The organism is Pyxidicoccus trucidator, assembly GCF_010894435.1.
GTDB classification, from domain to species: domain Bacteria; phylum Myxococcota; class Myxococcia; order Myxococcales; family Myxococcaceae; genus Myxococcus; species Myxococcus trucidator.
Genome location: NZ_JAAIXZ010000003.1, coordinates 348,166 through 372,176 on the forward strand (window position 1 = coordinate 348,166; position 24,011 = coordinate 372,176).

The 24,011-nt window shown below is 71.1% G+C and carries 18 protein-coding genes; 7 read left to right on the plus strand and 11 right to left on the minus strand.

Going from position 1 to position 24,011, the window contains the following annotated elements:
* Positions 1 to 233 precede the first annotated feature (233 nt).
* Positions 234 to 728, minus strand: a complete 495-nt coding sequence (locus tag G4D85_RS11405; protein WP_205525512.1) for a hypothetical protein — start codon at positions 726 to 728, stop codon at positions 234 to 236.
* 217 nt (positions 729 to 945) lie between these two features.
* Here G4D85_RS11405 and G4D85_RS11410 point away from each other — a divergent pair, with 217 nt between their 5' ends.
* Positions 946 to 1,854, plus strand: a complete 909-nt coding sequence (locus G4D85_RS11410; RefSeq protein WP_164011065.1) for a DUF2381 family protein — start codon at positions 946 to 948, stop codon at positions 1,852 to 1,854.
* A gap of 10 nt (positions 1,855 to 1,864) precedes the next feature.
* Positions 1,865 to 2,347, plus strand: a complete 483-nt coding sequence (locus G4D85_RS11415) for a serine/threonine protein kinase (RefSeq protein ID WP_164011067.1) — start codon at positions 1,865 to 1,867, stop codon at positions 2,345 to 2,347.
* 52 nt (positions 2,348 to 2,399) lie between these two features.
* Here the strand turns inward: G4D85_RS11415 and G4D85_RS11420 are convergent, their stop codons facing one another.
* Positions 2,400 to 2,816, minus strand: a complete 417-nt coding sequence (locus tag G4D85_RS11420; RefSeq protein WP_164011069.1) for a hypothetical protein — start codon at positions 2,814 to 2,816, stop codon at positions 2,400 to 2,402.
* A 682-nt stretch (positions 2,817 to 3,498) separates the two neighbouring features.
* Positions 3,499 to 4,977, minus strand: coding sequence for a hypothetical protein (locus tag G4D85_RS11425; protein WP_164011071.1), 1,479 nt, complete (start codon positions 4,975 to 4,977; stop codon positions 3,499 to 3,501).
* Positions 4,978 to 5,314: 337 nt separating this feature from the next.
* Here G4D85_RS11425 and G4D85_RS11430 point away from each other — a divergent pair, with 337 nt between their 5' ends.
* Both G4D85_RS11430 and G4D85_RS11435 read left to right on the plus strand, forming a co-directional pair.
* Entirely contained in the window at positions 5,315 to 6,265 is a 951-nt protein-coding gene (locus G4D85_RS11430) for a GRAS family protein (protein ID WP_164011073.1), read from the plus strand.
* A 71-nt stretch (positions 6,266 to 6,336) separates the two neighbouring features.
* Positions 6,337 to 8,124 carry a DUF885 domain-containing protein gene (locus tag G4D85_RS11435; protein WP_164011075.1) on the plus strand — a complete coding sequence of 596 codons (1,788 nt, stop codon included), beginning with the start codon at positions 6,337 to 6,339 and terminating at the stop codon, positions 8,122 to 8,124.
* 4 nt (positions 8,125 to 8,128) lie between these two features.
* Here the strand turns inward: G4D85_RS11435 and G4D85_RS11440 are convergent, their stop codons facing one another.
* Positions 8,129 to 8,560, minus strand: coding sequence for a fibril protein (locus G4D85_RS11440; RefSeq protein WP_240359212.1), 432 nt, complete (start codon positions 8,558 to 8,560; stop codon positions 8,129 to 8,131).
* A gap of 638 nt (positions 8,561 to 9,198) precedes the next feature.
* Here G4D85_RS11440 and G4D85_RS11445 point away from each other — a divergent pair.
* Complete coding sequence (locus G4D85_RS11445) at positions 9,199 to 9,561, plus strand: hypothetical protein (protein WP_164011077.1); 363 nt, start codon at positions 9,199 to 9,201, stop codon at positions 9,559 to 9,561.
* 27 nt (positions 9,562 to 9,588) lie between these two features.
* On the opposite strand, the gene G4D85_RS11450 is transcribed toward G4D85_RS11445, so the two are convergent.
* The 3 genes from G4D85_RS11450 to G4D85_RS11460 form a co-directional block, all read right to left on the minus strand.
* The gene (locus tag G4D85_RS11450; RefSeq protein ID WP_164011079.1) at positions 9,589 to 10,653 is read right to left on the minus strand and encodes a 4-hydroxy-3-methylbut-2-enyl diphosphate reductase; all 1,065 of its coding nucleotides are present in this window, start codon (positions 10,651 to 10,653) and stop codon (positions 9,589 to 9,591) included.
* Between the two features lie 112 nt (positions 10,654 to 10,765).
* Positions 10,766 to 12,976, minus strand: coding sequence for a M56 family metallopeptidase (locus G4D85_RS11455; RefSeq protein WP_164011081.1), 2,211 nt, complete (start codon positions 12,974 to 12,976; stop codon positions 10,766 to 10,768).
* Entirely contained in the window at positions 12,973 to 13,368 is a 396-nt protein-coding gene (locus G4D85_RS11460; protein ID WP_164011083.1) for a BlaI/MecI/CopY family transcriptional regulator, read from the minus strand. The genes G4D85_RS11455 and G4D85_RS11460 overlap by 4 nt, the downstream gene beginning before the upstream one ends.
* A 198-nt stretch (positions 13,369 to 13,566) precedes the next feature.
* On the opposite strand from G4D85_RS11460, the gene G4D85_RS11465 reads away from it, so the two are divergent.
* Entirely contained in the window at positions 13,567 to 13,905 is a 339-nt protein-coding gene (locus G4D85_RS11465) for a hypothetical protein (RefSeq protein ID WP_240359213.1), read from the plus strand.
* A gap of 61 nt (positions 13,906 to 13,966) precedes the next feature.
* Here G4D85_RS11465 and G4D85_RS11470 read toward each other — a convergent pair whose 3' ends face one another.
* The 3 genes from G4D85_RS11470 to G4D85_RS11480 form a co-directional block, all read right to left on the minus strand.
* A complete protein-coding gene (locus G4D85_RS11470; protein WP_164011085.1) occupies positions 13,967 to 15,076 on the minus strand; it encodes a coiled-coil domain-containing protein in 1,110 nt (369 codons plus the stop codon).
* A gap of 16 nt (positions 15,077 to 15,092) precedes the next feature.
* Complete coding sequence (locus G4D85_RS11475; RefSeq protein WP_164011087.1) at positions 15,093 to 16,520, minus strand: vWA domain-containing protein; 1,428 nt, start codon at positions 16,518 to 16,520, stop codon at positions 15,093 to 15,095.
* Positions 16,521 to 16,650: 130 nt separating this feature from the next.
* The gene (locus G4D85_RS11480; RefSeq protein WP_164011088.1) at positions 16,651 to 19,509 is read right to left on the minus strand and encodes a PAS domain S-box protein; all 2,859 of its coding nucleotides are present in this window, start codon (positions 19,507 to 19,509) and stop codon (positions 16,651 to 16,653) included.
* A 223-nt stretch (positions 19,510 to 19,732) separates the two neighbouring features.
* Between G4D85_RS11480 and G4D85_RS11485 the strand changes: the two genes are divergently transcribed.
* Entirely contained in the window at positions 19,733 to 21,445 is a 1,713-nt protein-coding gene (locus G4D85_RS11485) for a sensor histidine kinase (protein ID WP_164011090.1), read from the plus strand.
* A 3-nt stretch (positions 21,446 to 21,448) separates the two neighbouring features.
* Here G4D85_RS11485 and G4D85_RS11490 read toward each other — a convergent pair whose 3' ends face one another.
* Positions 21,449 to 24,010 carry an ATP-binding protein gene (locus tag G4D85_RS11490; RefSeq protein WP_205525513.1) on the minus strand — a complete coding sequence of 854 codons (2,562 nt, stop codon included), beginning with the start codon at positions 24,008 to 24,010 and terminating at the stop codon, positions 21,449 to 21,451.
* Position 24,011: the final 1 nt, after the last annotated feature.

Sequence of the window (24,011 nt, forward strand, 5' to 3'; positions counted from 1 at the left end):
ACGTCCCAGACGCATGGGGCCTTCCTGGGGACAGCAGAGAGACACTTTCACGGGGTAGGACGGCGCTGGCCCGGCGAAATGCACGGCGGCGTACATCCGGAGGACGCACGGCTGCCCCGGAAGCGGGGAAAACGGGGGCGCCAGCCGGCCCTCATGGCGCCCCCTGCCACCCGACAGTTTCCGGATTTGTACACGGAGGGGGCGGTTGGGAAGGGGGACGGTGTGGGTGGGGCCTACTGTCCAGGCGGCTCGGCGGGTTCCTGGATGACCTTGAGGATGCCGCTGTCTGGCGCGTCCAAGGTCGTCACCTCGGGAACGACGCCCGGCTCCGCGATGACGGTCACCACCCCACCATCCGGTGTCTTCAGGCGCCAGATGGCATCGTCCTCGTCGATGCCATCCACGACACGCCGGAGGATGCGGCCGTCCTTGCCGATGGCGTACTTCGCACCCGAGTCCATCGCCGGAAACCCTTGGCCGCAGTACGCAGGGTCTTCCTCGATATAGACGAAAACGACGTCTGCCTGGCGGATGAAGCGGTAGGTATGTGCCTCCCGCCTGTTCCTGCACGTGGTGGCGGGAAGTCCCGGTGGGAAGAGGTCATCGGCCGCAATCGTCAGGGCGCGCAGGACTTCTCCATCCAGGTCAAAGGCCTGCCCGGGGCTTCCCACCTTGAGGGGTTCACCCGCGGCGGTCAGCGGAAAGGTGACGGACCTGTCGTTCACCACCGGGGACGAGAGCGGCTCCGGACGTCGCGCGCAGCCCGAGAGAAACAAGGCGAGCGCCAGCGCCCGCTTCCCTGGCGCGCTGAAGCGACCTCGTAACGGATTCCTGGGGGAGCTCGTTTCAGGGCGCATCAAGCCGGTAGGTCCTCTCGTAGAGGATTTGATGACGGGAGCTCCCAGGTATGGACGCACGGGCACACCCTGGTAGGTTACCCGCGTCATGCTGCAATCTCTAGCTGGCTGGTCCCTCCTGCTCCTGGTCCTCCTGGCGTCCTCGGCGCAGGCGCAGGACCGCAAGTCCATCATCCGCAATGTCCTCCTGCCGGATGCGCCGGAGGAGGTTGCGAACCCCGTGCACGTTGCAGGCGGCATCGCTTCCGTCCTGCGGTTCGAGCAGCCGGTCGACCCGGAGAAGACGCGGCTCCTGGGGTGGGAAGGCCGCTTCGAGCCGCTAGTGGCCCAGGGCAGGTCCGTGCTGCTGGTCCCGCTCCATGACCTCACGGCGGAGGACCGTTTCCTGCTGCTGGTGACGCTGAAGGACGGCACGCAGTTGCCATTCACGGTGACGGCACTGGCCAAGCAGGTGGACCACCAGGTGAACGTGGCCCCCGACGATGGTGCCCTCGCGTCCGTGCGGGCCCAACTCTCCGATGCGCTCTTGAGGGAGCAACACCACAAGCTGGATGCCGAGCGTTACCGCCAGGAGAAGAACTCGGTGGACCACTCCCTCGCCGCGCTCCTGGTCAGCGGGGCCTCGGGACAGACACCCTTCAGACGGAGGCAGAAGCAACGGCTCGATTGTGATGGGGCGGAGGTGGAGGTGGGGTGGTTCGAGGGGAAGGGGAAGGCTGCCGTGGTGTTCAACGTCCGCAACCGGGACTCGCGGAAGCCGTGGAGGTTGGGGACGGCCCGGTTGTCGACGGCGGAGACGCGGGAGGCCAGGCCCTTCGCGCTGCGCATGGACCAGGAGGAGATTGCGCCGGGCGCTTCGGGAGCCTTCGCGATTGTCGCGGACAAGCGCGCCTTCGAGTCGAAGCAGGGCATCCAGCAGCTCGTCCTGGAGTTCTTCCGGCCCGACGGGGTGGGGCAGTTCCAGGTCGTCCTGGATCAGCGGTACGCGCGCGAGTAGATCCACCGAAATGGACCCGTCCCGAGTGCTCCGTGTCTCCTGCATCGTCCTGCTCTGCGCGTCCTCTGGCTGTACGGCTGCCCTCGGCTCCGTGTCGCTGCGTGCGGACGGGACTCCCGCACCAGAGGAGTGCTCGAAAGAGGCGCTCAGGACGATGCGCATCCTCCGGATGAAGGTGGGGGATGCGGCGGACGTCGAGCTCGATGCCAACCAGATAGACCAGCGGACCATCACACTGCATGACGGGCCCGTGGAGAGCTACCTGGACGGGCCGCTGGGAATGCTCGAAAGCGGAACGCGGCTGTATGGTCAGGTCTGGACGGGCGGGCGGCAGATTGTCGTCCGGTACTACGAGGCGCATCCGGTGGATGGTGATGCCGTGCCCATCTGCGCGGTCGTCCGGGATGCGCGGAAGAAGGCCGAGGTCCATCCTGGCTACGTGGTCCTCGACTTCTCCGGCGCCTCGGTGTTCGTCGTGAACTCCTTCCGGTAGACGCTGGCTCTCTGGGGGGCTTGAGCGTATCGCAGCTACTCCGGGGACTGCATCAGGGACGCTTACGCGGGGACTTCGGCGAGGCCACCCGCTTCTTCGCACGTGGCTTCGACGTAGCGGAGGGTCTTGCCTGCTTCTTCACGCGTCCGCTGGAGGTCGCGGTAGGGGTCTTTGCCCGCGGAGGCTTCGCTCCGGGTTCCACTTCATCGAACTCGTAGAAGCGCCTGCGGACGAAGTACATCGCGTTCATCAGCGCGTCCACGGGCCCGACGCCGAAACTGTAGTCGATGCCTTTGGTGACGTGCTCGAAGGAGAGCGGGCAGTACCAGGTCTCCCCGTCGGGTGCGAGAGCGGGTCGGCCAATGATGATGCGGGAGGTCCGTCGGGTCCCGTCCTCGATCATGTAGTGCCAGTAGTCTTCAGCGATAGGGTCCTCGATGGAGGAGAGCCTGGGGCGCCAGTCCTTCATGGTTCATCCTCCTGACCGCAGTCGTTGGAATCGTCGCATTCGTAGATGGCGCGACACATGCTCTGGCATGCGGCCTTGGAGCCCCTTGTCGCCCCCCAGCACAGGGCCTTCCTCCTGGGATCCCTGAGACGCCTGCAGAAGGCCGCGAGCACTTCGCCGCCAGCCTCACAAGCTGCCAGACAGGTCTGCTTGTTCGCTGGCGATTCGGTGTCCTGCTCGGGCTCGTGCTGGGGTGGATCTTCCGCGGGAGGGCACCCTTCAGGGTTCAGTGCGCAGAAGCTTCCTGGCCCGCGCGGATGGCCATCCCGAAAGACGCGTTCTCGGCTGGGAGACGCTGTCGAGCATGCCAGGAACAAGCAGCATGCGGAGAGACCCCAGCTGCGATGAACCGACCGCCATGAGAGTGAGAACACAGCGAGTGGCCGGAAGCACCGCATCGTGGAACCTCCTGCAACCGGAGCAGCGCGTCGCTGCCCTCTCCTTCGCTTCGAAGCATCCGGAGGCTTTGGACCCGGGCTGGCACACTCCATCGCTCGAATCAGTGTAGCCAGCCCCGGGTCTCCTGCGCCGTTCACTTCGCGTGAGGTTTCCTGGGAGACATCCTCGTGGCCTGTGCACGGGCTGATGGAGCCGCGCTCGGCCAGAGAAGTGCACTGCGCCCCGCGTGGTGGGGCTGGACTCGTCAGCGGAGGGCCTCGATGAAATGAGGGGCCAGCTCGGGGTCCTTCCGCATCAACTCCAGGTCCAGCCTGGACTTCCGGAGCTTCCCAAGCATGTGCGACAGCTCGAGAAGGCGCCCCTGTCTCACGAAGATGCGCGCCAGGCAAAGGTAGGTTCGGAGAGGGCGCTCCATGCACTTCATGGCCCGGCGGCAGCGCTGCTCAGCGGCGCTGAAATTCCCCTCTGACAGGTCCAGCTCCGCGAGCCCAAGGTGTGAATGCGGGTCACCTCCGTAGCACTGGATGCTGCGCTGGTAGGTGTCGCGGGCCTGCTGCGGCTTGCCCGCCATGCGGTAGGCGTCCCCCAGGACTCTGAGCGGCCAGAATCCATGGGGCTGTGGGTCGAGAGCTGCGATGGCACCTTCGGGTTGGTTCAGAGCGAGATGCGCTTCCCCGAGCCCGGCCTGGATGAGCTCCCGCGCATCCGCCGGGAAGCGCTGCTGCTCGTTCAGTAATCGCAGTGCATTCTCGAAGTGGGGGACCGCAGCCGCGGGCTGCCCCAGGCGCACGAACGCAAGCCCCATATACCGGTGAACCGTACAGCGCTGCGCCCGGGTTGTGGGCTCGCATCGGGACTGCTCAAGGGCTGCCTGCCCCACCTCTACGAGCATCGCGTGTGCCCAGTGACTCCACAGCCGCTCGCAGTTCCTTGCCAGCACGTCGAGTGGCATGGCCTTCAACGCGAGCATCTGCCGGAGGTAGCTCTCGGCCTGCTGGCGCGCGGCGCTGGGACCTCCTTCGAAGTTGTCGGACTCGGAGTAGAGCCTGAACGCGGCCTCACACAGGGCGGAGGCGTCCGTGGGAGCTGGCTCGCGCCGTTCGCGGCGACGTTGCTCTCGCTCGCGCAGGGACTGCTGCTTCCTGTCAACCCAATGGCTGAAGAGGTCGATGATGTCCGCGCCAGAGCCGCACACGGGCTCGGTCGAGTTCAGCAGGTACAGCTGGCCTCCGAGCGGTCCATCAACGATGAGACCATACTCACTCAGGTCGTAGCAGGGCATCAGCAGCATGCGTGAGCGGGCTTTGACAGAGGAGGCCTGCTCCTCATCGAGGAGGTCATCGAGCGCAGGGGGCGTACCGCCAGCTGGAATGACCGCAGGCCCCAGCCTGTCCTCGATGTGGCTCTCGTGGAGTCCTGATGCGGCCACGCTGGCGAGGTTCCACTCGGGAAATGGGCCCGCGTGGCCACCGTCGCCTAGCTCTAGCAGGAACTGCCGGAAGCTCTCTGGCAGGCGTGTGCCCAGCTCGCGCTCGACTGACTCCAAGGCCTCGATCGGGACGGAGGGATTCAAGCTGTAGGGGTCGAACGGCTCCTCGTATGCGAAGCCCTTCTCCTGGACGACCCTGACGTGCGGAACGGCAGCGGGGTCCCGGCGGGCGAACTCCCGAAGTGTCCCGAGTCGGTTCCGGAGCTGCGCCAGGCGCTCGGAGAGTGGAGTCATGCGGGCAGGCTACACCACGGCTTCCAGCAGGCTCCACCTGCATGACCTGTAGTGATTGGCCGGGTGGCCTATGTCATTGAATTTCCGCTCGATAGTCATTTCCGCCGCCTGAAGATGTGAATTGACTTTGGCCGGGTGTCTATCTTCATCCGCGAAGGCTCCCGAACCCGTCCAGGCGGCTGGCATCCCGCGGAGGGGGGGCCGGGATGGGCCCCGCCCCGGACACAGTGGAGGTGGCACGCATGGCGGGGTTCACTTCGTCCAACCAGGAAATGAACGTGTGTTCGTATCCCCGCTGTGCGTACGCTCTCCGTGCGTCACCGGGGGGACCACGTTCATGAGCCACAATCTTCAACGTCTCACGTCCTTCCTCACGGGAACGGCGATGTGGACTGAGCCGAGCTCGCGGCAGGCGCTGCACGAGTGGGTCGCCGAGACGCTGCCCACCGTGTCCATGGCGGGCGCCATCGCCAACGCGTGGCTGTGCCACCACATGGCCGGCCTCGACGAAGTCGTCCTCCTCGACATCGGCCCCGGCACTGGCCGGCAGGCGGTGGACCTGGTGCGCCGGCTCGGCGCCCGTGAGGACCGGCCCCGCCGCCTCACCGTGGTGGCCGTGGAGCCGGACGCCGTGTGCCTCCGGAGCGCCGAGCACAACCTGCTCGAGGCCGCGCAGGTGTACGGCCTCGAGGTCCACGTCATGGCCTTCCACGCGCTGGTGGAGGAGCTGGACCCCTCCTTCTGGGCCCTCGTCGCGTCACTGCGGGGGACGCTCCTCGTGCACTCGGCCTTCGCCCTGCACCTCGTCCGAGGGAAGTCCTCGGGCGAGGAGGCGCGGGACGCCGTGCTGCGCAGGCTGCGGATGCTGGAGCCCAAAGCCCTCGTGCTCGTCGAGCCCAGCTCGGACCACTCCGTGGCCGACGCGGACCAGCGCTTCCACAATGGCTGGCGTCACTACGGCCGGCTGTCCCAGTTGGTGGACCGGCTCGCGCTGCCCCAGGAGCACACGGAAACCCTCAAGGCCTTCCTCGCCAGGGACCTCAGGGATTTGCTGTGCGACTGCGCGGACCTCTCTTCGCTGCACCACGAGCAGGTGAGCGGCTGGTGGCGGCGGCTGGCGCGGGCGGGCTTCAGGCGGGACGACGTGCCTGACTCACTGGAGACGGGCTCGCACCCGTGGGTGCACCCCCTTCGCCAGCCGGGCTACGTGGGCCTGCAGTACGACGGGGAGACGCTGGTGGCCGTGCTGTGTGCGACTCCCGCCGCACGGGGCTCCCACTCCCCGTGAGGTGAGTCACGCACCCAGGCTGAAGGGTGGTGGACGTTGGCGCGCCCGAGCGCCGACACTGTGGGCCTCCCATGACCCGAGTCCCCGTGCGCCTCCATACCGCCCTCGTCCTGCTGGCCTGTGTCTCCGCCTGCGCCCCGCGCTCGCGGACCGGGCCGGAGTCCTCCGCCATGCCGACGGCCTCCTCCGCGGCCGAGGCCGCGTATGCCCGCGTCGCCCGCGAGTACCTCGACTGGTACGCCGCGGCGAACCCCACCCGCGCCACGCGGCTCGGCTTCCACATGCACGACGCCCACCTGCCGGACGTCTCCGCCGAGGCGCTGGGCCGGAAGGCCACGGCCCTCCGCGCCTGGCGGGTGCGCCTGGAGCAGGTGGACCACGCCACGCTCACCGGTGACTCCGCCGTGGACGTGCGCGTGCTGGAGAATGCCATCCGCGCGGACCTCGCGGAGCTGGAGGACGAGCGCCCCTGGCAGAGAGACCCTGGCTTCTACGTGGGGCTCATCTCCGGTGGCCTGTCCAGCCTGTCCTCGCGCGAGTTCGCTCCCGTCGCCGAGCGGCTGCGCTCCCTGCGCTCACGCATGGCGCACATCCCCGCGGTGCTCGGCGCGGCGAAGGCCAACCTCAAAGGCGTGCCGAAGCTGTGGGCCCAGCTCGCCCTCCGTGACGCTCGCGGCACCGTGACGTTCCTGCGCGCGGACCTGCCGAAGGCGCTGGAGGCCCAGGGCTTCTCCCAGCTCGCCCCCGCCGAGCGCGAAGCCTTCACCACCGCGCGCGAGGAGGCGGCCCGCCACCTGGAAGGCTACGTGACGTGGCTGGAGCAGGACCTGCTGCCGAAGGCGGACGGGGACTACAAGCTGGGCCGCGAGCGCTTCGAGAAGAAGCTGGCGCTGGAGGAGCACGTGACGCTGAGCGCGGACCAGCTCCGCGACATCAACGAGCGCGCCATCCGCGAGTACAAGGCCTGGGTCGCCCGCGAGGCCGCCAGGGTGGACCCGAAGAAGACGCCCGAGCAGGTGATGGCCGCCCTGGTGAAGGACCACCCCTCCGCGGAGCAGCTCATCCCCACGGCCCGCGCGCAGCTGGTGGAGCTGCAGCGCTTCGTGCGCGAGCGGAACATCCTGACGCTGCCGTCGGACCAGCTGCCCACCGTGCGCGAGACGCCGCCGTATGCACGCATGGGCTTCGCGTCCATGGACTCGCCCGGCCCCTTCGAGAAGCAGGCGACGGAGGCCTTCTACAACATCACCAACGTGGAGCCGGGCTGGACGCCGGAGCAGCAGGCGCAGCACCTGACGTACTTCAACCGCGCGGGCCTGCTCGGCATCTCCGTGCACGAGGCCATTCCGGGCCACTTCGTGCAGCTGCTCTACGAGTCGAAGATTCCCACGGACGTGCGCAAGGTCTTCTCGCCCGCGTCCGTCGTCGAGGGCTGGGCCCACTACACCGAGCAGATGATGGTGGACGAGGGCCTGGGCAACGGCGACCCGAACATCCGCCTGGGACAGCTCCGCCGCGCGCTCCAGCGCCACGCCCGCTGGTACGCGGCTCTCGCGCTGCACGTGTACGGCGAGCCGCTGGAGGACGTGGCGAAGCGCTACGCAGAGATTGCGTACTTCGAGCCCTTCCCCGCGCTGCGCGAAGTGGAGCGGGGCACGTCCAATCCGACGTACCTCTATTACGCGCTCGGGCGCATGCAGATACTGAAGCTGCGCGAGGACTACCGCCGCCACCTGGAAGCGCGCGGGGAGACCTTCGTGCTGAAGGACTTCCACGACCGCTTCCTGCGGCTCGGCCTTCCCGTGTCGCTCGCGCGCGGGGTGCTGCTTCCGGGCGACACCGCGCCCTCGCTGGAGTGAGTGGCTACAGCTCGATGACCCCGGGTTTCTTCTCGGGGACCATCGGCTCGCGGGACGTGAGGCCCTCGATGGTGAAGCCCGAGGGCGCGCGGATGGCATCGCCGTTGCGCGGGTCCAGGTAGAGCTGGACGGGGGCGGCGAGCCCTTCATACGTCACCTCGAACACCTCCAGCCCGCCGCTCGGGCCCATGCGCCGCCAGGCGATGCGCTGGCCCTCGGGCCCGCGCAGCAGCTGGAGGTAGGCCATCAACCCCTCGTTCCCCCAGCCCACGCGCACCGGGTCCTCCGGGCCGAAGCCGTAGGAGCTCGACGGCGCGCGCTCCGGCGGGCGGGGCGCCGACGCGCGTGACTCGCGGGCCGGAGCCACGGACTTGTTGGATGAGGCACACGCCGTCAGGAACAGCAGCCCGGCGCAGGCAATACGAAGCGTGAACATTCGACCCCTCCCACCCCCACCATCGACCTGCGTCCAAGCTGTTGCCGCGCACAGCTCCGCGCACGCCGCCCCACCTTCGCCGTTCTCCGGAGGACGCTCGGGATGCCCGCTGGCGAGCAGTCGCCGCGCCCGTCAGCCCGCCAGCGCCGGGCTCCGTGGCGGAGCGGACACCCGACCTGACTGAGCGCCCCGGTGCCTGCCGCCCGCCTCCGCGAGGGACTCCACGGTGGGCTCGCGGCCCACCTCGCTCGGCTTCCCGTGCCCGCGGCTCCGATTGCCCCCCCGCCTCCGAGCCCGCCTCCGCGCCTGCTCCAGCGCTGGTGCTCGCCAAATCCTTGCGGTCCAGCCAGCGCTGGGATGCTCCCGGGCGCCTGCGCTTTCAGTGCGAGCCCAGGTCAGGGTTCAGGACGATTCCAAACGGAATGGCCCTCGCACGCATGTCTGGATTTGACAGGGGAAGGACTCACGGCGAGCGTTGGCCCGTGCTGGTGGAACTCGTCAATCAATGGCAGTCGGCTCCCCGCGTGCGCCGGTGCGCCCGTCCTCGCGATGCGGGGCGACTCGGAGTCTGGGGACTGGCCCTGTGGCTCGGGACGGGCTCTGCCTGCTTACCTCGCAAGGACCACGAGTGCGCCACGGTGCAGTCCCGTGTGCTGGCGGAGGTTCGCGTCGTGGATGGCTTCCACGACCACTTCCAGGACGCGGAGTCCATCGTCAGCCACACCCGGCGGTTGCGAGAGGTCAGCGCGGAGCTGCGCGCCTTGGACATCCAGGACGCCAGCCTCCGACTCGCCGTGGCGCGCTACCACACGAGCATCGACGAGCTCGCGGAGGCCTGGGCCCAGGTCGCCGAAGCGCGGCGCCGGGAGCTCACGGACGCAGGCATCGACGCGGGCAGCCCGGCCGACAGGCTGGAGGGACTCACCACGGTGATGTCCACTCGCGCCACCGTGGTGAACGGCGCACGGAAGGCCATCTCCGAGGCCTGCGGCGCCCGCTGAGTCCGGAAGCGGGCGCTACTCCCGCGGCTACTTCTTCCGGTTCGCCCCACCGTCGCCGCCCGACATGGCGCGCATGAACGTCTCGTCGATGCCGTGGATGCGCAGGGACACCAGCTCGTCCGGGGTGATGCGGGTGTAGCCCGCCGCCCGCATCCGCTTCACGAAGTCCGGGGTGACGCCGTGGATGCGGAAGGCGACGAGCTGCTCATCGGTGATGTCGGGGAAGCCCTGCTCGCGCATCTCCTTCACGAAGGCCGGAGTGACGCCGTGGATGCGGAAGCCGACGAAGCCGTCCGCGTCCACGTCCTTGAAGCCCGCGTCCCGCATCTCCTTCACGAAGGCCGGGGTGACGCCGTGGATGCGGAAGGCGACAATCTCGTCCCCGTCCAGGTCCTTGAAGCCCAGGGCGCGCACCTCGCGGATGTACTCGGGCGTGACGCCGTGGATGTTCATGGCCAGCACGTCGTCCCACGCCAGCTTCGCGAAGCCCGCCCCGGCCAGCCCCTGCACGCGCGCCAGGGTGACGCCGTGGATGCGGCCCGCGACGAGCTGCTCCAGCGTCAGCTTCTCGTAGCCGGCCTTCGCCAGCTCGCTCACGTAGGCGGGCGTCACGTCGAAGATGCCCACCTGCATCAGCTCGTCCATGGACAGGTTCTTGTAGCCAATCGCCGCCAGGTCCTTGATGCGCGTGGTGGTGACGTCGGTGGCGGCCAGCTTGAAGTGGTCATCCGGCGACAGGCTCGGGTAGCCCAGGCCCGCCATGGCCTTCGCGTAGGCCTCGCTCGGGGTGAAGCGGTAGTGGCCCGCGCCCTCGCCGCCCTTGAACTGGCCCTCGAAGCTGAGGGTGCCGGCCTCGCGCGGCAGGGTGAAGGAGGCGGCGCCGTCATTCGTGGACAGGCCCTGGAAGGCGGACCGGGGCTCGCTGAAGCCCATGTTGCCGCGCTCGTTCTGGTGGTGGAGCTGGAGCTGGATTTCCTGGGTGTCTTTCCGGGCGGGCGAGGCGGTCCAGGTGCCGCGCACCTCCGACGCCGCGCTGGCGGAGAAGGTCGCGAGCAGCACGGCCACGAGGGGAAGGGACGACAGGCGACGCATGGTGGGCTCCTTCGGGCAGACCCCGCCCGTCCGGCGCGCGTCCGGTGGGACGCGGCCGTGAGGGCAGGGGGAAATGGAAGACAGCGGTGGGGCTACAGGGCGGAGCGCGGGCTCACTTCGAGCGCGAGTCGCGCATCCGCCGGATGAACTCGGAGTCGACGCCGCCCGCGCGCAGGCGGACCAGCTCGTCGACGGACAGGTCCTTCAGGCCGGCATCGCGCAGCTCGCGGAGGAACTCGGGGCTCACGCCCATGGCGCGCAGCTCGGTGAGCTCCTCGGCGTCCTTCGTCTGCACACCGGCCTCGCGCATGCGGTCCAGCCACTCGGGCGTGACGCCCACCGCGCGCAGCTGCGTCAGGTCCTCCGCCGCCAGCTTCGACAGGCCGCGCTGGCCCAGGGCCTGGATGTAGGCCGCGTCCACGCCCACCGCGCGCAGCTCGGCGATGTCCTCCAGCGGCATCCCCGTGTAGCCGGCGTTCTTCAGCTCGCGGATGTAACCCTCGTCCACGCCCACCGCGCGCGCCTGCACCAGGTCGTCCGGGTCGCTCGTGGTGAAGCCCGCGGCCTTGAGCGTCTCGATGTACGCCGGGGTGACGCCCAGGTGCTTCATCTCCACCAGGTCCTCCGCGTCCAGCTTCTTGCCGAACCGGGTGCTCATCTCCTTGGCGTACTCGGGGGTGACGCCGGCGTGGCCCATGGCCACCAGGTTGGCCACCGTGGGCGCGTAGCCCATGGACTCCAGCTCCCGCACCCGGGCCGGCGTGACGCCCGCCACCTTCAGCGCGACCAGCTGGTCCACGGAGAGCGGCTGGCCCGAGCCCACCCGCGTGCGCTCGTCCTCGTCGTCGGAGTCACGCCCGCCCGGCCTTGGCGCGGGAGCGGGGGCAGGGGCAGGCACCGGAGCCGGCGCGGCCAGGGCCAGGGGGAGCGCGGGTGGAAGAGGCAGCGCGTTCGGCGCCGCGCTGAAGGCGACACCCGCCGGGGCGGGAGGCGCGGGAGGTGCGAGGCTCGACGGCGCACCGGGCGCGGAAGGCGGCGCCGGGGGGAGCGGGGTGCCAGCGACGGGCGCCACCGGCGGCATCACACCCGCGCGTCCCAGTGAGCTCGGGGACATGGCCGGGCCGCCCACCGGGGGCATCACGCCCACGCGTCCCAGTCCCAGTGCGCTCGGAGCGGTCGGCCCCAGGACATCATCGACATCATCCTGGGACGCCGTGGCGCTCACGGACGTCTCCACCGGCTCCGCGCGGCCCAGCACCAGCGACGTGAGGGGCGCGGCCACCGCGAGGCTGCTGGCCAGGGTGAGCACCGACGCTCCGGCTACCCAGCGCGACGAGCAGCGCGTGGCGGGCGTGGTGATGAGTCGGCGCACGCGCTCCGGCAGCGAGCCCCCCAGCGCGGACATCGCGGGGCTGTTCGCCGGAGGCAGCACGCGCAGCTCCTCCAGCGCCGTCAGCGCCCGGGCGTAGGACACGGCCCCGCCGCTGGCGGCCACGGCGACATCGTCACAGCAGTGCTCGCGCTCCACGCGGATGACCTGGGACACCCAGTGCACCGCGGGGTGGAAGAAGAGGAGCGTCTCCACCAGCACCTGCGCCAGATTCACCGCGAAGTCATGGCGCCGGATGTGGGCCAGCTCGTGCGCCAGCACCATCTCCAGCTGGCGCGTGGACAGGCCGGACAGCGCGGACACCGGCAGCAGCACCACCGGAGACAGCCAGCCCACCGCCGCGGGCACATCCACGGAGGCCGACTGCAGCAGCCGCACCGCGCGCTCCAGGCCCAGCCGCCGCGCCAGCGCGTCCAGCCGCTCCTGCCACTCCACGGGCGCCGGCCGGGCCGAGCGCGCCAGCCGGCGCAGCTTCACCCACTCCGCCGTCATCCGCCCCGAGCACAGCCCCACGCCCGCCACCCACGCCAGCACCAGCCAGCGGAGGTGGTCCGCCACCGCCGAGCGCACCCGCTCCAGCAGCGGCACGGCCACCGGCGCCTCCGCGCGCGGCCCCGTATCATTATATACGCCGCGCACCGCCACCCCCGGCGCCGTCACGCCCAGCCGAGGCGCGGCCCACGCGGCGCTCCGGGGCACGCGCGCCACCGTGGGCGCGGGTGTGACGGAGGCCTCCGAGTGGTGCCGCCAGCCGGAGAACACCGGCAGCGCGAGCGTCAGCACGAGCGCTCCACAGGCCAGCCCGTAGCGCGCATGGGCCGCGCGCCGGCCCACCGTGGCGAGCGCCACCGCGAGCAGCAGCGCCACCACCGCGCCCTGCCAGAGTGAGTGCAGCAGGGCCCAGCCCAGGGACTCCAACAGGAGGCTGCTCATTCTTCCGCTCCTTCCAGCGTGTCGAGCAGCCGGCGCAGCTCCGCCAGCTCCCCGGGACTCGTCTTCTTCGAGGAGAGCGCCTGCATCGCCAGCCGGGCCGGTGAGCCGCCGAACGCGCGGTCCACCAGGTCCGTCACCAGCTGCCGCTGCGTCCGCTGCTCCGTGGCCCTCGGCCTGTAAACGTGCGCCCGCTGGGACTCGTCGCGCTCCACGAGTCCCTTCTCGGTCATGATTTGCATCAGCTTGAGCACCGTGGTGTACCCGGTGCCCTCCGGCTCGTGCCGGGTGAGCGCGTCGTGCACCTCGCGCACCGTGCTGTCTCCGCGCTCCCACAGCACCCGGAGGATGGCCAGCTCTCCATCCGTCGGACGCGGCAGCTTCGTCTCGCTCATCAGGCACCCTCTCGACGCCTATATTACGAACGCATTCGTAGATGTCAACGAAGGTCTTCGTAGGTCCAGTCCGTGAGGGGAGGAAGGGTAGGCGTGTGTCTGCCTGCTCGCGGAGCGTGCGACCCAGGGACGGGCTTCCCTGGTGCCCGAGTGCGTCCCACCTTCCGGGAAGCCGAAACGACTTTCCAGGAGACGCCGATGGCGGAGAAGGCACAACAGGGGACGACGGGCCGGAAGACGCGCTCGCGGCGCACGGCTCCACGCGTGGGCAGGGGCGGGGGCAGCACCAACGCCAACACCAACACGGCGGCGGACCGGGGCAGCATTGCCCTGCGCCGGACGACGTCGGAGTACCGCGCCGCCGCCGAGGAGCAGGCCTCGCGGGTGCGCGAGGAAATCGAGGCCGCGCTCGTCGTGGCCCGGAGCACGCGCGAGGCGATTGAGCAGCGCATCGCCAATCAGCTCCACACGCCGCGCGTCGTCCACAAGGCGAGCCCCTCGCGCAAGCGGAGCGGTGGCCGCGCCTCCAAGAAGTAGCCCGAGGCCACCCCTCACGAAGCGAGGGGAAGCCCGCGCGCGCCGCGTCTCCTGAGACGACTCAGGGCGCGACGCGCGTGCCCTGGGGCGGCGCCACCGGCGCGGCGTCCTCGGACGCCGGAGCGGTGGAGTCCTCACCCAGGCTCTTCAGCCGGCGCGCCAGCTGGGCCGCCTGCGCGCCCTTGGCGCCCATCTCACTGCCCTGCACGCCGACGAAGGACACGCGGGCCCGCTCCAGCAGCGCCACCTGGGCGTGGAGCTGGGCCAGCAGCCGCTCGCGCCGGCGGGTCAGCGCGTCCAGGTGGTTCAGCTCCTCACCCAGCGACGACGCGGCCAGCTCCAGCTGGCGCCGGGCCACCGAGTCCTGCGTGGCGGCGGCGCGCGAGCGCAGCTCCCGCACCTGCGCGTCCACGTCGTTGGCCACCACCGAGCCGAGCTGCGCCTCCAGCCCCGCGTGGGCCTCGGCGATGGAGAAGCTCTCCGACGCCATCTTCTCCACCACGCCCAGCAGCTCCAGGCGCCCGGCGCTGGCCGGCATGCGCAGCACCACGGCCTTGCACTGGCGGTACAGGCCCAGCGCGCGCGCGGCCAGCTCGCGGGCCTCGCCCTTGAGGGAGTCCGCCAGCAGCCGGCCCCGGGCCTCCACGGCGTCCAGCTCCATCACCACGTTGGCCGGCAGCGTGCCGATGCCCCAGAAGAGGGCCACGGTGAGGAAGCCCACCAGCACCGGCAAGAGCCCCCGGGTGCCGACGAAGCGCGCCTCCAGCACCTGCTGGACGAACAGCGCCAGCGGGACGAGCACGCCCGCGGCGGCGGCGCTCGCGGCCACCGGGAAGGGCTTGCCCGGCTTGTCGCTGCCGCTGCCCAGCCACGCCACCAGCGCCGCGGCGGTCGCACCCGCGAGGCTCTGGGGAATGGGCTCCACCGTGTCGAAGAAGAAGGGCACGGCCGGCAGCACCACCAGCGCGAGCCTCAGTGCCACCGCGTGCTGGGGCGCCACCTTCGCGCCCGCGAGCGCGGCGGCCACCACCGCGAAGTAGCCCGGCTCCAGGGGGAAGTTCAGCCGCTGGGCCACGGCCCCGAGGACGCCCATGCAGGCCGCGCCCCCCAGTGCCCGGAGCGTGCGCGACTCGAACTCCTCACGGTGGAGGAACTGCATGGAGAGGGCCATGGGTGCACCGTCCTGACTAGTACGAGTTGTTCTGGCCGAAGTTCTTCATCGTCTTCTTGTAGAGGTTCCGCGACTCGCGGCGGATCTCCTCCTCATCGGACGCATTCCCATAGGCTGCCTCCGTCTGGTCGAGGTCCGCAAGCTCCCCCGAGAGCGCCGACGCGGACGTGCCGAAAATCTTCCGGGCGTTGTCCAGCAGCCCACGCGCCGCCTGCCGGTTGCCGCGCTTCATCTCCTCCGCGGCGGCCACCATGTGCTGGGTGCCCAACGCCCGTGTCGCATGGACGCGCACGTCCCGGTCCAGGTTGGCCCGCACCAGGGCGGCGTCCGTCGTCAGCTGGGCGCTCAGCTTCAGCCCCGTGTCGGCCGCCACGTCCCTGGCCACGTCCATGTAGCGGGCGCGGGCGCTCACCACGTCCAGGGCCCCGCCGACGCCGGACGTCTGGAGCGTCAGCTTCACCACCATCTGTACGGACTGGTCCCCCGACAAGTCGTACAGCGGCACCTTCAGCACGTTGCCCTGGCGGGTGGAGGGCACGCCCAGCACCGCCGCGGTGGTGACTTCCGGGGGCAGCACCAGCTCCAGCTCCACGCCCCGGGCCACGGTGCTGGTGGCCTGGTCCAGCTCGCGGGAGAACACCTCCGCCAGCCGCGCCGAGTCGTCGATGAAGCCGGAGAAGCCGCCGCCCCGCTCGGCCATGCCGCGCATCAGCCCCTCCTGGAAGTCCCCGCCCACGCCCAGCGCGCTCACGGTGATGCCCTCGTCGCGCATGGAGCGCACCAGCCCGTACAGGTCCTCCTCCCGCACCAGGCCCGCGGTGGGCTGGCCGTCGCTCAGGAGGATGGCGCGGCTGACGCGGTACTCGCGCAGGTGCGGGCGCAGGGCGCGCGCCGCCTCGGTGAGGCCGCCGCTGATGTTGGTGGAGCCGTCGTCGTGCAGCTGGGAGATGGCCAGCATCAGCTCGCGGCGCACTTCCTCCGTCGCCAGGCGGCTGGGGAGCACCTTCACGTCGGTGCCGTAGTCGATGAAGGCCAGCCGGTCCTCGGCCGAGAGGCGGCTCACCAGCTCCGTGGCGGCGCGCTTCGCGTCGGCCAGCTTCTGCCCGGACATGGAGCCGGAGCGGTCAATCACCAGCGCGAGGTTGACGGGGACGCGGCGCCCGGCCTCGGCGGGGCGGGCCTTCAGCTCCAGCCACGCGAAGACCTCGCTGGGGCCCGACTGCACGTACGCGCCGGACAGCTTGCCGGACAGGGTGAGCGCGCCGTCCTTGGGCGTGGAGGTGGCGAGCGGCAGCGTCACCGTGGCCTCCGGCTCGTTCGGCTGCGCCACCGTGTGGCTGGTGTCGGTGACGGGCGGGAGCGGCGGCGGGGGCGGCTTGCCCACCACCAGCGCGCCCACGGCGAGCAGCCCTCCGACGGCCAGCAGCAGCAGGGTGCGGTTCATTCAGGACCTCGGGTGTGAGGGGAAGCGAGTGGGCTCACGTTCCCCTGGTTGCCGCCCCGCGCGCATCGGTCAGCGGGAGGAGGGTCCTCCTGATGACCGATGCCCTGCGCCCGCGACGGCTCAGGCCTTCTCAGGCCTCCGGGGCCGGTTGGCGCCGCCGGACCAGCTCGTCCACCACGTGTCGCACCCGGCCCTCGTCGAAGGGCTTCTCCAGGAGGAGGTTGGGGATGCTGGCCAGGAACTCGCGCGCGCCGGTGGTGAAGGCGCCACCCGACACGAAGATGAAGCGGCCCTCCAGCCCCGAGCGCCCGCGTCGCACTGCCTCGTACACGTCGCGGCCCGTGAGGTCCGGCATCATGACGTCGCACAGCACCGCGTCCGGCTCCGGCCCCCGCTCGAGCAGCTCCAGCGCCTGCCGCCCGCTGTTGGCCACGTCCACCTGGTGCTCGCGGAGGATGCGCTGCAGCACGCGCCCCACCGCCGGCTCGTCGTCCACCACCAGCACCCGGCCGCGCGGCGCGGCGCGGGGCGTCCGGGGCTCCGCCGCCGCGGGCTTCGGCCGGGCTTCCGGCTCCGTGGTGGGCAGCACCACCTTGAAGACGGTGCCCCGGCCCAGCTCGCTCTCCACGGTGATGTCGCCGCCCAGCCCGCTGATGATGCTGTGGCAGATGGACAGGCCCAGCCCCGTGCCCACGCCCACCGGCTTGGTGGTGAAGAACGGGTCGAAGATGCGGTCGATGACTTCGCGAGGAATCCCCACGCCGGTGTCCTGCACCTCCACCACCACGCGCCCGTGCCCGTCTCGCCGCGTGGCCAGCCGGATTTCGTGCCGGTGCGCCGCGCCCTCGGGGATGGCCTGCGCCGCATTCACCACGAGGTTGAGGAACACCTGGCTCAGCTTCCCCTCGTTCGCCATGACGGGGGGGATGTCGCCGTAGTCCCGCTTGAGCTGCGCGCGGTGGCGGATTTCGTTCGCCGCCATCATCGCCACCGAATCCAGCACCGCGTGCATGTCCAGCGGCGACACGCGCTCCTCGTCCGGCCGCGAGAAGGTCTTGAGCTGGCGGACAATCTGCCGCACGCGCTCGGCGCCCTCGCACGCCTCGCTGAGCACCTCCTGCCACTCGCCCAAATCCGGCTCGCCCTTCAGCCGCGCCTGGAGCGCCACCGCGCCGTCGCCCGGGGGCAGGTTCTGCCGGAACTCCTCGGCCATGAAGCCCAGGTTGGACAGCACGAAGGCCAGCGGGTTGTTGATTTCGTGGGCGATGCCCGCCGCCAGCGTGCCCACCGAGGCCAGCCGGTCCGCCAGCGTCAGCCGCGCCTGGAGCTGGCGCTGCTCCGTCACGTCGCGGGCAATGGACACCACCGCCGGCTGCCCGTCGAAGCGCAGCGGCAGCGACACCACCTCCGCCACCCGCGTGCGCCCGTCGCGCCGCACCATCCGCCGCTCCCCGGTGAGCGCCCCGGCCCGCGTGCCGCCCGGCCCGCGCATGTCCTTGACGAACTCGGTGAACTGGCGCCCGGTGAGCTGCTCCGCGCGCTCGAAGCCCAGCGTGGTGACGAGCGCCGCGTTGGCGTAGACGATGCGCCCGTCGCGCTCAATCGCCGCCGCGTCCGGCACGCCCTCCAGCAGCGCGCGGAAGCTGGCCTCGGACAGCTTGAGCGCCTCCTCCGCCTCGCGGCGCTCGGTGATGTCGCGCGCGAGCCCCTCCACCGCCACGACGCGTCCGGAGGCGTCCAACACCGGCGCCACCACGTGCTCCAGCCACAGCGTGCGCCCGTCCGGGTGGAGGAAGCGCACCACCACCGGCGCGCCATGGAAGGGCTGCGGCGCCTCCAGCAACTGCTCCAGCAGCGCCCGGTCCTCGGAGTGCACGCGCTGGTACCAGAGCTCCGGGTCCGCGTAGTGGGCCACCGGGTCATAGCCCAGCTTGGCGTGGGCCACCCGGCTCACGTACGCGAAGCCGCGCGGGGCCTCGCGCCGGTACAGGTACAGCACGTCGGACGCGTTCTCCGCGAGCTGCCGGAAGCGCCGCTCCCGCTCGCGCAGCGCCCGCTCCGACTCGCGCCGCTCCAGCGTCACGGAGATGGCGCCCGCCGCCGCCGACAGCAGGTCCACCTCCAGCCGGTCCCACGCCCGCGCCTCGGCCACGTTGTCGAAGCCGATGAACCCCACCAGCACGCCCTGCACGCGCATGGGCAGCACGACGATGGACAGGATGCCCTGCGGGTCCAGCAGCGCCCGCTCGCTCTCCGGGAAGCCCGCGACCAGCCCCTCGACGACCTCCCCGCGCCCCAGCGTCTCCACCCAGCGCGAGAGGACCAGGTCCATGGGCAGGCTCTGGAGGTCGGGGTTGTCGATTTCCGGCTTCACCCCGGGCGCGCACCACTCCGCGCGCTGGCTGCACAGGAGCCCCCCGTCCTCCCCGTGGTGCGTCTCGAACACGTACACGCGGCCGGCGCCCGCCGCCTGGCCCAGTGGCGCCAGCGCCGGCCCGTAGAGGTCTCCCCCGTCCGGCGTCGTCAGCAGCCGCTGCTGCATCTCCACCAGCGCGGTGAGGTAGCGCTCGCGCCGCGCCAGCGCGCTGTCCGCCGCCTTTCGCTCGGTGATGTCGTTGAGCGTCCCGGCCACGCCGAGCAGCTCGCCGTCGTCCCCCTGTATCAGCCGGCCGAACGCCTCCACCCACACGGTGCCGCCCGTGCGCGTGAGGTAGCGCACCTCCGTGCGGACGGACTCCACCTGCTGCGCCACCATCGGCGCGAACAGCCTCGTGGCGCGCTCCCGGTCGTCCGGATGGAGGAACTCCAGGAAGGGCGTCCCCAGCACCTCCTCCACCGTGAAGCCCGTCATCTCCGTCCAGGCGGGGTTGAGGAACGTCCAGGCGCCCTTCATGTCCGTCTGGAACACCACCTCCTTGAGGTTGTCGATGACCAGCCGGTAGCGACTCTCGCTGGAGCTCCAGTCAGGACTGGAGTGCGGCTTCTGCATGATGAGACTCGAGGATGAGCACCGCGCCGCTCGGACGGGGGGCGTCCGGGCGTTCTATAATTTCGCAACGATTCTGGATTTTCTGCCCTGCAAGCAAGAGGGCCAGGAATGACCCCGGGACTTCGGCGGCACCCCTTCCGTTGTTGAGCGTGACACGACGGCCGTCGTCTTCCTTCCGGATGGGCGGGGATGCCACCATGGCTGTCGTGCGAGGACGTCTCTCATGTCTTCTGGAAACGCCTGGCTCTCGATGACCCATCTGGACCCCGAGGAAGGCGCAGAGGCCCTCCTGAATGATGCGGTGTTGCGCCTGCTCCTCGAGCAGGCCGGGGACGCTCTTGTCCTGGTGGACCTGAAGGGCCGGGTGCTCGCATTCAATGGTGAGGCGGGCCGGCAATTTCGGATCTCCCCGCCCGAGCATTTGGAGGAGGGCCGTCTCCCCGGGTGTGCCTGGGTCCGTCCCGAGGATACGACACGAGCGCTGGAGGTGTCGCCGCTGATGCGCGCGCTGGCGGGTGAATGGGTGAAGGAGGGGCGCTGGGGCTTGCGCCGGCCGGACGGGACGCTGGTGGTGCTGAAGGGCTCCGTGGTGCCCCTGTGTGTCCGGGACGGGCACGCGGCCGGGGCGCTGATGCGCACGCGCGAGGAGCCCCGGCTGGGGCTGAACGCGGCGAGCGCCGCCCGGCTGCTCGCGGAGGCGGGCGCGCTGCTCGGCGCCGCGCTGGATGCCGAGGGGCGCGTCGAGCCCTTGCTGCGCCTGCTCGTCCCCGCACTGGCGGACGCGGGCGTCCTCTACCTGGTCGCTCCCGCCGAGCCGCTGCGCGCGGTGGCCGCGGTACACGCGGAGCCGGAGCGGCACGTGCTGCTGGTGGAATTGCTGCGCCGGCAGCCGCCGGACCCGCTGGTGCCGGGCAGCGTGCTGCCCATGTTCGACACGGGCCGGACGGAGCGGCGGCGCCTGTCGGACACGCCGGAGGGCGCGGAGGACGCGGCGGTGCCCCGTGCGCTGGGGCTGCGTTGCTACCTGGGCGTGCCGCTGGTGGCGCGCGGGCGCGTCATCGGCGCGCTGGCCCTCTTCCGCTCGGACGAGGCGCGCGACTTCACCGACGACGAGGAGCGGCTGGCGGAGGAGCTGGCCCGCCGCACGGCGCTCTCCGTGGACAGCGCGCGGCTGTTGCGCGAGGCGCGCGAGGCGGTGCGCCTGCGCGACGAGTTCCTGGGCATCGCCAGCCACGAGCTGAAGACGCCGCTGACACCCCTGCACCTCAAGGTGCAGCTGCTGCACAGGCAGATGGAGGCGCTCGCCGCCAAGGGCCTGCCGGTGTCCGCCGAGCGCGTGTCGGAGACGCTGGACGTGGTGCAGCGCCAGGTGCGCAAGCTGACGAGCCTGGTGGACAACCTGCTGGACGTGTCGCGAATCACTGCGGGCCGGCTGAAGCTGGAGCTGGAGGAGATGGACCTGGCGAGCGTGGTGGCGGAAATCCTCTACCGCTTCGCCCCGTCCGCCACGCAGCTCAACTGCTCGCTGGAGCTGGACGCGCCCATGACGGTGGTGGGCCTGTGGGACAGGCTGCGGCTGGAGCAGGTGGTGACGAACCTCCTGTCCAACGCGCTGAAGTACGGCGCCGGCCACCCCGTGTGCGTGCGCGTGGAGGCGGACGGCCGCCTGGCGCGCCTCACGGTGTCGGACTGCGGCATCGGCATCTCCGCGGAGGACCTGCCGCGCATCTTCGAGCGCTTCGAGCGCGCGGTGAGCGACAGGCACTACGGCGGCCTGGGGCTGGGGCTCTACATCACCCGGCAGATTGTGGAGGCCTTCGGCGGCACCGTGAAGGCCACCAGCACGCCGGGCCAGGGCTCCACCTTCGTGCTGGAGCTGCCGCGCGGCGACATCCCCGAGGAGTGGGTGGCCGTGCCGCGCACCGAGTTCAAGTAGCGCTCACGCCGCGTGCGCGGACGAGGACTCCGCGCGGGAGGGCGGGGCGCTCTCGGACGCGGGCACGGGCTGGGTGGCCTCGCGGGGCAGCCGCACGTGGAAGCAGCTGCCGCGCTGGGGGCCCGGGCTCTCCGCCCAGATGGTGCCGCCGTGGCGCTCCACGATTTCGCGGCAGATGAAGAGCCCCAGCCCCAGCCCGCCGTAGTGGCGTGCCTGGGCGTTGGAGGCGCGGGCGAAGGGGCGGAACAGGCTGGGCAGGCTCTCCGGGGGGATGCCGATGCCCTCGTCCCTCACGTGCACCACCACGTGGTGGGCCTCCTCCTCCAGGGAGAGGCGCACGGTGCCGCCCTGCGGTGAGTAGCGCACGGCGTTGCTCACCAGGTTGGTGAGCACCTGGTCCAGCCGGGGCGCGTCCCAGTCTCCCTCCACCGCGTGGCCGGGGGTGTGCAGCTCGAAGGCGAGGTTGCTCTCGCCGCGCAGCTCGAAGCGCTCCAGCACCTCGTGCAGCAGCGGCACCAGGTCCGCGCGCTGCCGCTCCAGCTCGAAGCGGCCGCCCTGCATGCGGGCGGTGTCGAGCAAATCATCCACCAGCCGCGCCAGCCGCTCCGTCTGCCGGGCCATGGAGCGCAGCGCCTTGAGCAGCCGCTCGCGCTCCGGGAAGTCGCCGTTCTTCTCCAGCCACTGGAGGGTGAGGGCGGCGAAGCCCTTGAGGGGTGTGAGGGGCGTGCGCAGCTCGTGGCTGGCCACGCTGATGAACTCCTCGCGCGCGCGCACCGCCTCCTTCAGCTCCGCCTGCGCGGCGCCGGTGCGGGCCGCCATCTCGTTGAAGCTGCGCGCCAGCTCGCCCAGCTCGTCGTCCTCCTCCACCTCCACGCGCCGCTCCAAATCCCCGGCGGCCAGCGCGGAGGTGGCCTCGCGCAGCTCGTCCAGGCGGCGGATGACGTCCTGGGCGACGAGCTGCGACAGGCCCAGCGCCAGCAGCACGCCCAGGAACACGAGGCCCACCACCGCGGCGCTCATGCGCGTAATCGCCGCGTAGGCCACCACCAGCTCCTGCGTCACCAGCACGCTCCACTCGGTGTCCTCGACGGGGGCCTCGGCGGCGAGGATGCGGCGGTCCGCCACGTCGAAGGCCTCCATGACGCCGCTGCCGGGGCGGGCCAGCTCCTCGTGCAGCGCGCCCGGCAGGTGGGCCTCGCCGAGCAGCAGGGCGCCGGGCGCCGTGTCGCGCAGCACCTTGAGGCCGCGCCTGTCCAGCACCTGCACGCGGAAGCGCCGCGACGCGGGCGTGGTGGCGTCGCTCAGCCGCTCCAGGGACAGGAGCCCCACCAGCATGCCGCGCAGCTCGCCGTCGTGCTCGAAGGGGCGCGTCACCGCCACCAGCGGCCGGTCCGGCGGGCGGATGAAGGCGGTGGACACCTCGGTGCCGCCGTGGGCAATCGCCTCGGAGAGGAAGGTGTGACTGGACAGCTGCCAGTCCTCCACGCCCGGCGAGGTGGCCAGCACCGTGCCGGACGCATCCACGGCGATGGCCGCGTCGAAGGCGCGCGCCTGGGCGGCCAGGTTGCGCAGGTACGGCTCCAGCAGGGCGCGCTCGCCGGTGACGAAGGCGGCGCGGAAGCCGGGGGACTCCAGCATCAAGTCCAGCGACTCGCGCGAGTCATCCAGGTAGCGGCGCAGGAAGTCCGCCTCGCCCGCGGCGGCGCGCTGCGTGTCGTCGCGCACCTGCTGCTCGATTGCGCGCTGGGCGAGGAAGGCGGCGAGGCCCCCCAGCGCCAGCAGCGGCACCAGCCCCGCGAAGGCCAGCCCGCGCAAGAGCTTCCACCCCACGGTGCGCGGCGCGCGCGGGCGCCAGTCCACCGCCTGCGCCATGCACGCCAGGGTGAGCACCGCGTAGACGCTGGCGCCCAGCCACGACGAGCCGCGCCCCAGCGCGTACGCCAGCAGGGCGAAGGGCACGGCCAGCACGCCCATCAGCACATGCGGCAGCCGCGCGTGCAGCCGGCCCGAGGGCAACAGCAGCCCCACGCCCGAGAGGATGAAGAGCGCGCCCACCAGGGGCCGCAGCGGGGCCAGGTGCGCGTACACGGAGATGGGGAAGCGCTCCGGCGCCGCGAGCATCGCCACGCCGAAGGCCGCGCCGGTGAGGGCCACGAAGGCGCGCAGCACGGGCCGCTGGCGCATGGCGGGCCACGCCTCCAGCACCAGGCCGCCGAAGAGCAGCGGGTAGAGGACGATGCCGGTGAAGCTGCCCGGCAGGACATTGAGCACCCACCAGTACAGCGCCATGGCCGCGCCCAGCGTCAGCCGCCCCGCCAGCCCCAGCCAGCGCGGCGCACGCGGGTACAGCAGCGCGCACATGAGGGAGATGCTGCCGGCCAGGTACGTGAGGCCCAGGACGCGCACGTACGGATAGAGCGGCCGGAAGGGCGCCATCCGGAACTCGTACGGCACATACGACATCAGCACGCCGAACAGCAGGCCCACCAGCGCGGCGGGCCACGTCAGCGGCAGGGGCGAGGGTGGGGCCGGCGCCTCGGTTGGCGGAGAAAGGGAGGAAAACATC

Excerpts from the sequence above, each read along its gene's own strand:
- G4D85_RS11410 (WP_164011065.1), top strand. The coding sequence starts at position 946 with ATGCTGCAATCTCTAGCTGGCTGGTCCCTCCTGCTCCTGGTCCTCCTG.
- G4D85_RS11415 (WP_164011067.1), top strand. The coding sequence starts at position 1,865 with ATGGACCCGTCCCGAGTGCTCCGTGTCTCCTGCATCGTCCTGCTCTGC.
- G4D85_RS11420 (WP_164011069.1), bottom strand. The coding sequence starts at position 2,816 with ATGAAGGACTGGCGCCCCAGGCTCTCCTCCATCGAGGACCCTATCGCT.
- G4D85_RS11425 (WP_164011071.1), bottom strand. The coding sequence starts at position 4,977 with ATGACTCCACTCTCCGAGCGCCTGGCGCAGCTCCGGAACCGACTCGGG.
- G4D85_RS11430 (WP_164011073.1), top strand. The coding sequence starts at position 5,315 with ATGAGCCACAATCTTCAACGTCTCACGTCCTTCCTCACGGGAACGGCG.
- G4D85_RS11435 (WP_164011075.1), top strand. The coding sequence starts at position 6,337 with ATGACCCGAGTCCCCGTGCGCCTCCATACCGCCCTCGTCCTGCTGGCC.
- G4D85_RS11440 (WP_240359212.1), bottom strand. The coding sequence starts at position 8,560 with ATGTTCACGCTTCGTATTGCCTGCGCCGGGCTGCTGTTCCTGACGGCG.
- G4D85_RS11450 (WP_164011079.1), bottom strand. The coding sequence starts at position 10,653 with ATGCGTCGCCTGTCGTCCCTTCCCCTCGTGGCCGTGCTGCTCGCGACC.
- G4D85_RS11455 (WP_164011081.1), bottom strand. The coding sequence starts at position 12,976 with ATGAGCAGCCTCCTGTTGGAGTCCCTGGGCTGGGCCCTGCTGCACTCA.
- G4D85_RS11460 (WP_164011083.1), bottom strand. The coding sequence starts at position 13,368 with ATGAGCGAGACGAAGCTGCCGCGTCCGACGGATGGAGAGCTGGCCATC.
- G4D85_RS11465 (WP_240359213.1), top strand. The coding sequence starts at position 13,567 with ATGGCGGAGAAGGCACAACAGGGGACGACGGGCCGGAAGACGCGCTCG.
- G4D85_RS11470 (WP_164011085.1), bottom strand. The coding sequence starts at position 15,076 with ATGGCCCTCTCCATGCAGTTCCTCCACCGTGAGGAGTTCGAGTCGCGC.
- G4D85_RS11475 (WP_164011087.1), bottom strand. The coding sequence starts at position 16,520 with ATGAACCGCACCCTGCTGCTGCTGGCCGTCGGAGGGCTGCTCGCCGTG.
- G4D85_RS11480 (WP_164011088.1), bottom strand. The coding sequence starts at position 19,509 with ATGCAGAAGCCGCACTCCAGTCCTGACTGGAGCTCCAGCGAGAGTCGC.
- G4D85_RS11485 (WP_164011090.1), top strand. The coding sequence starts at position 19,733 with ATGTCTTCTGGAAACGCCTGGCTCTCGATGACCCATCTGGACCCCGAG.
- G4D85_RS11490 (WP_205525513.1), bottom strand. The coding sequence starts at position 24,010 with ATGTTTTCCTCCCTTTCTCCGCCAACCGAGGCGCCGGCCCCACCCTCG.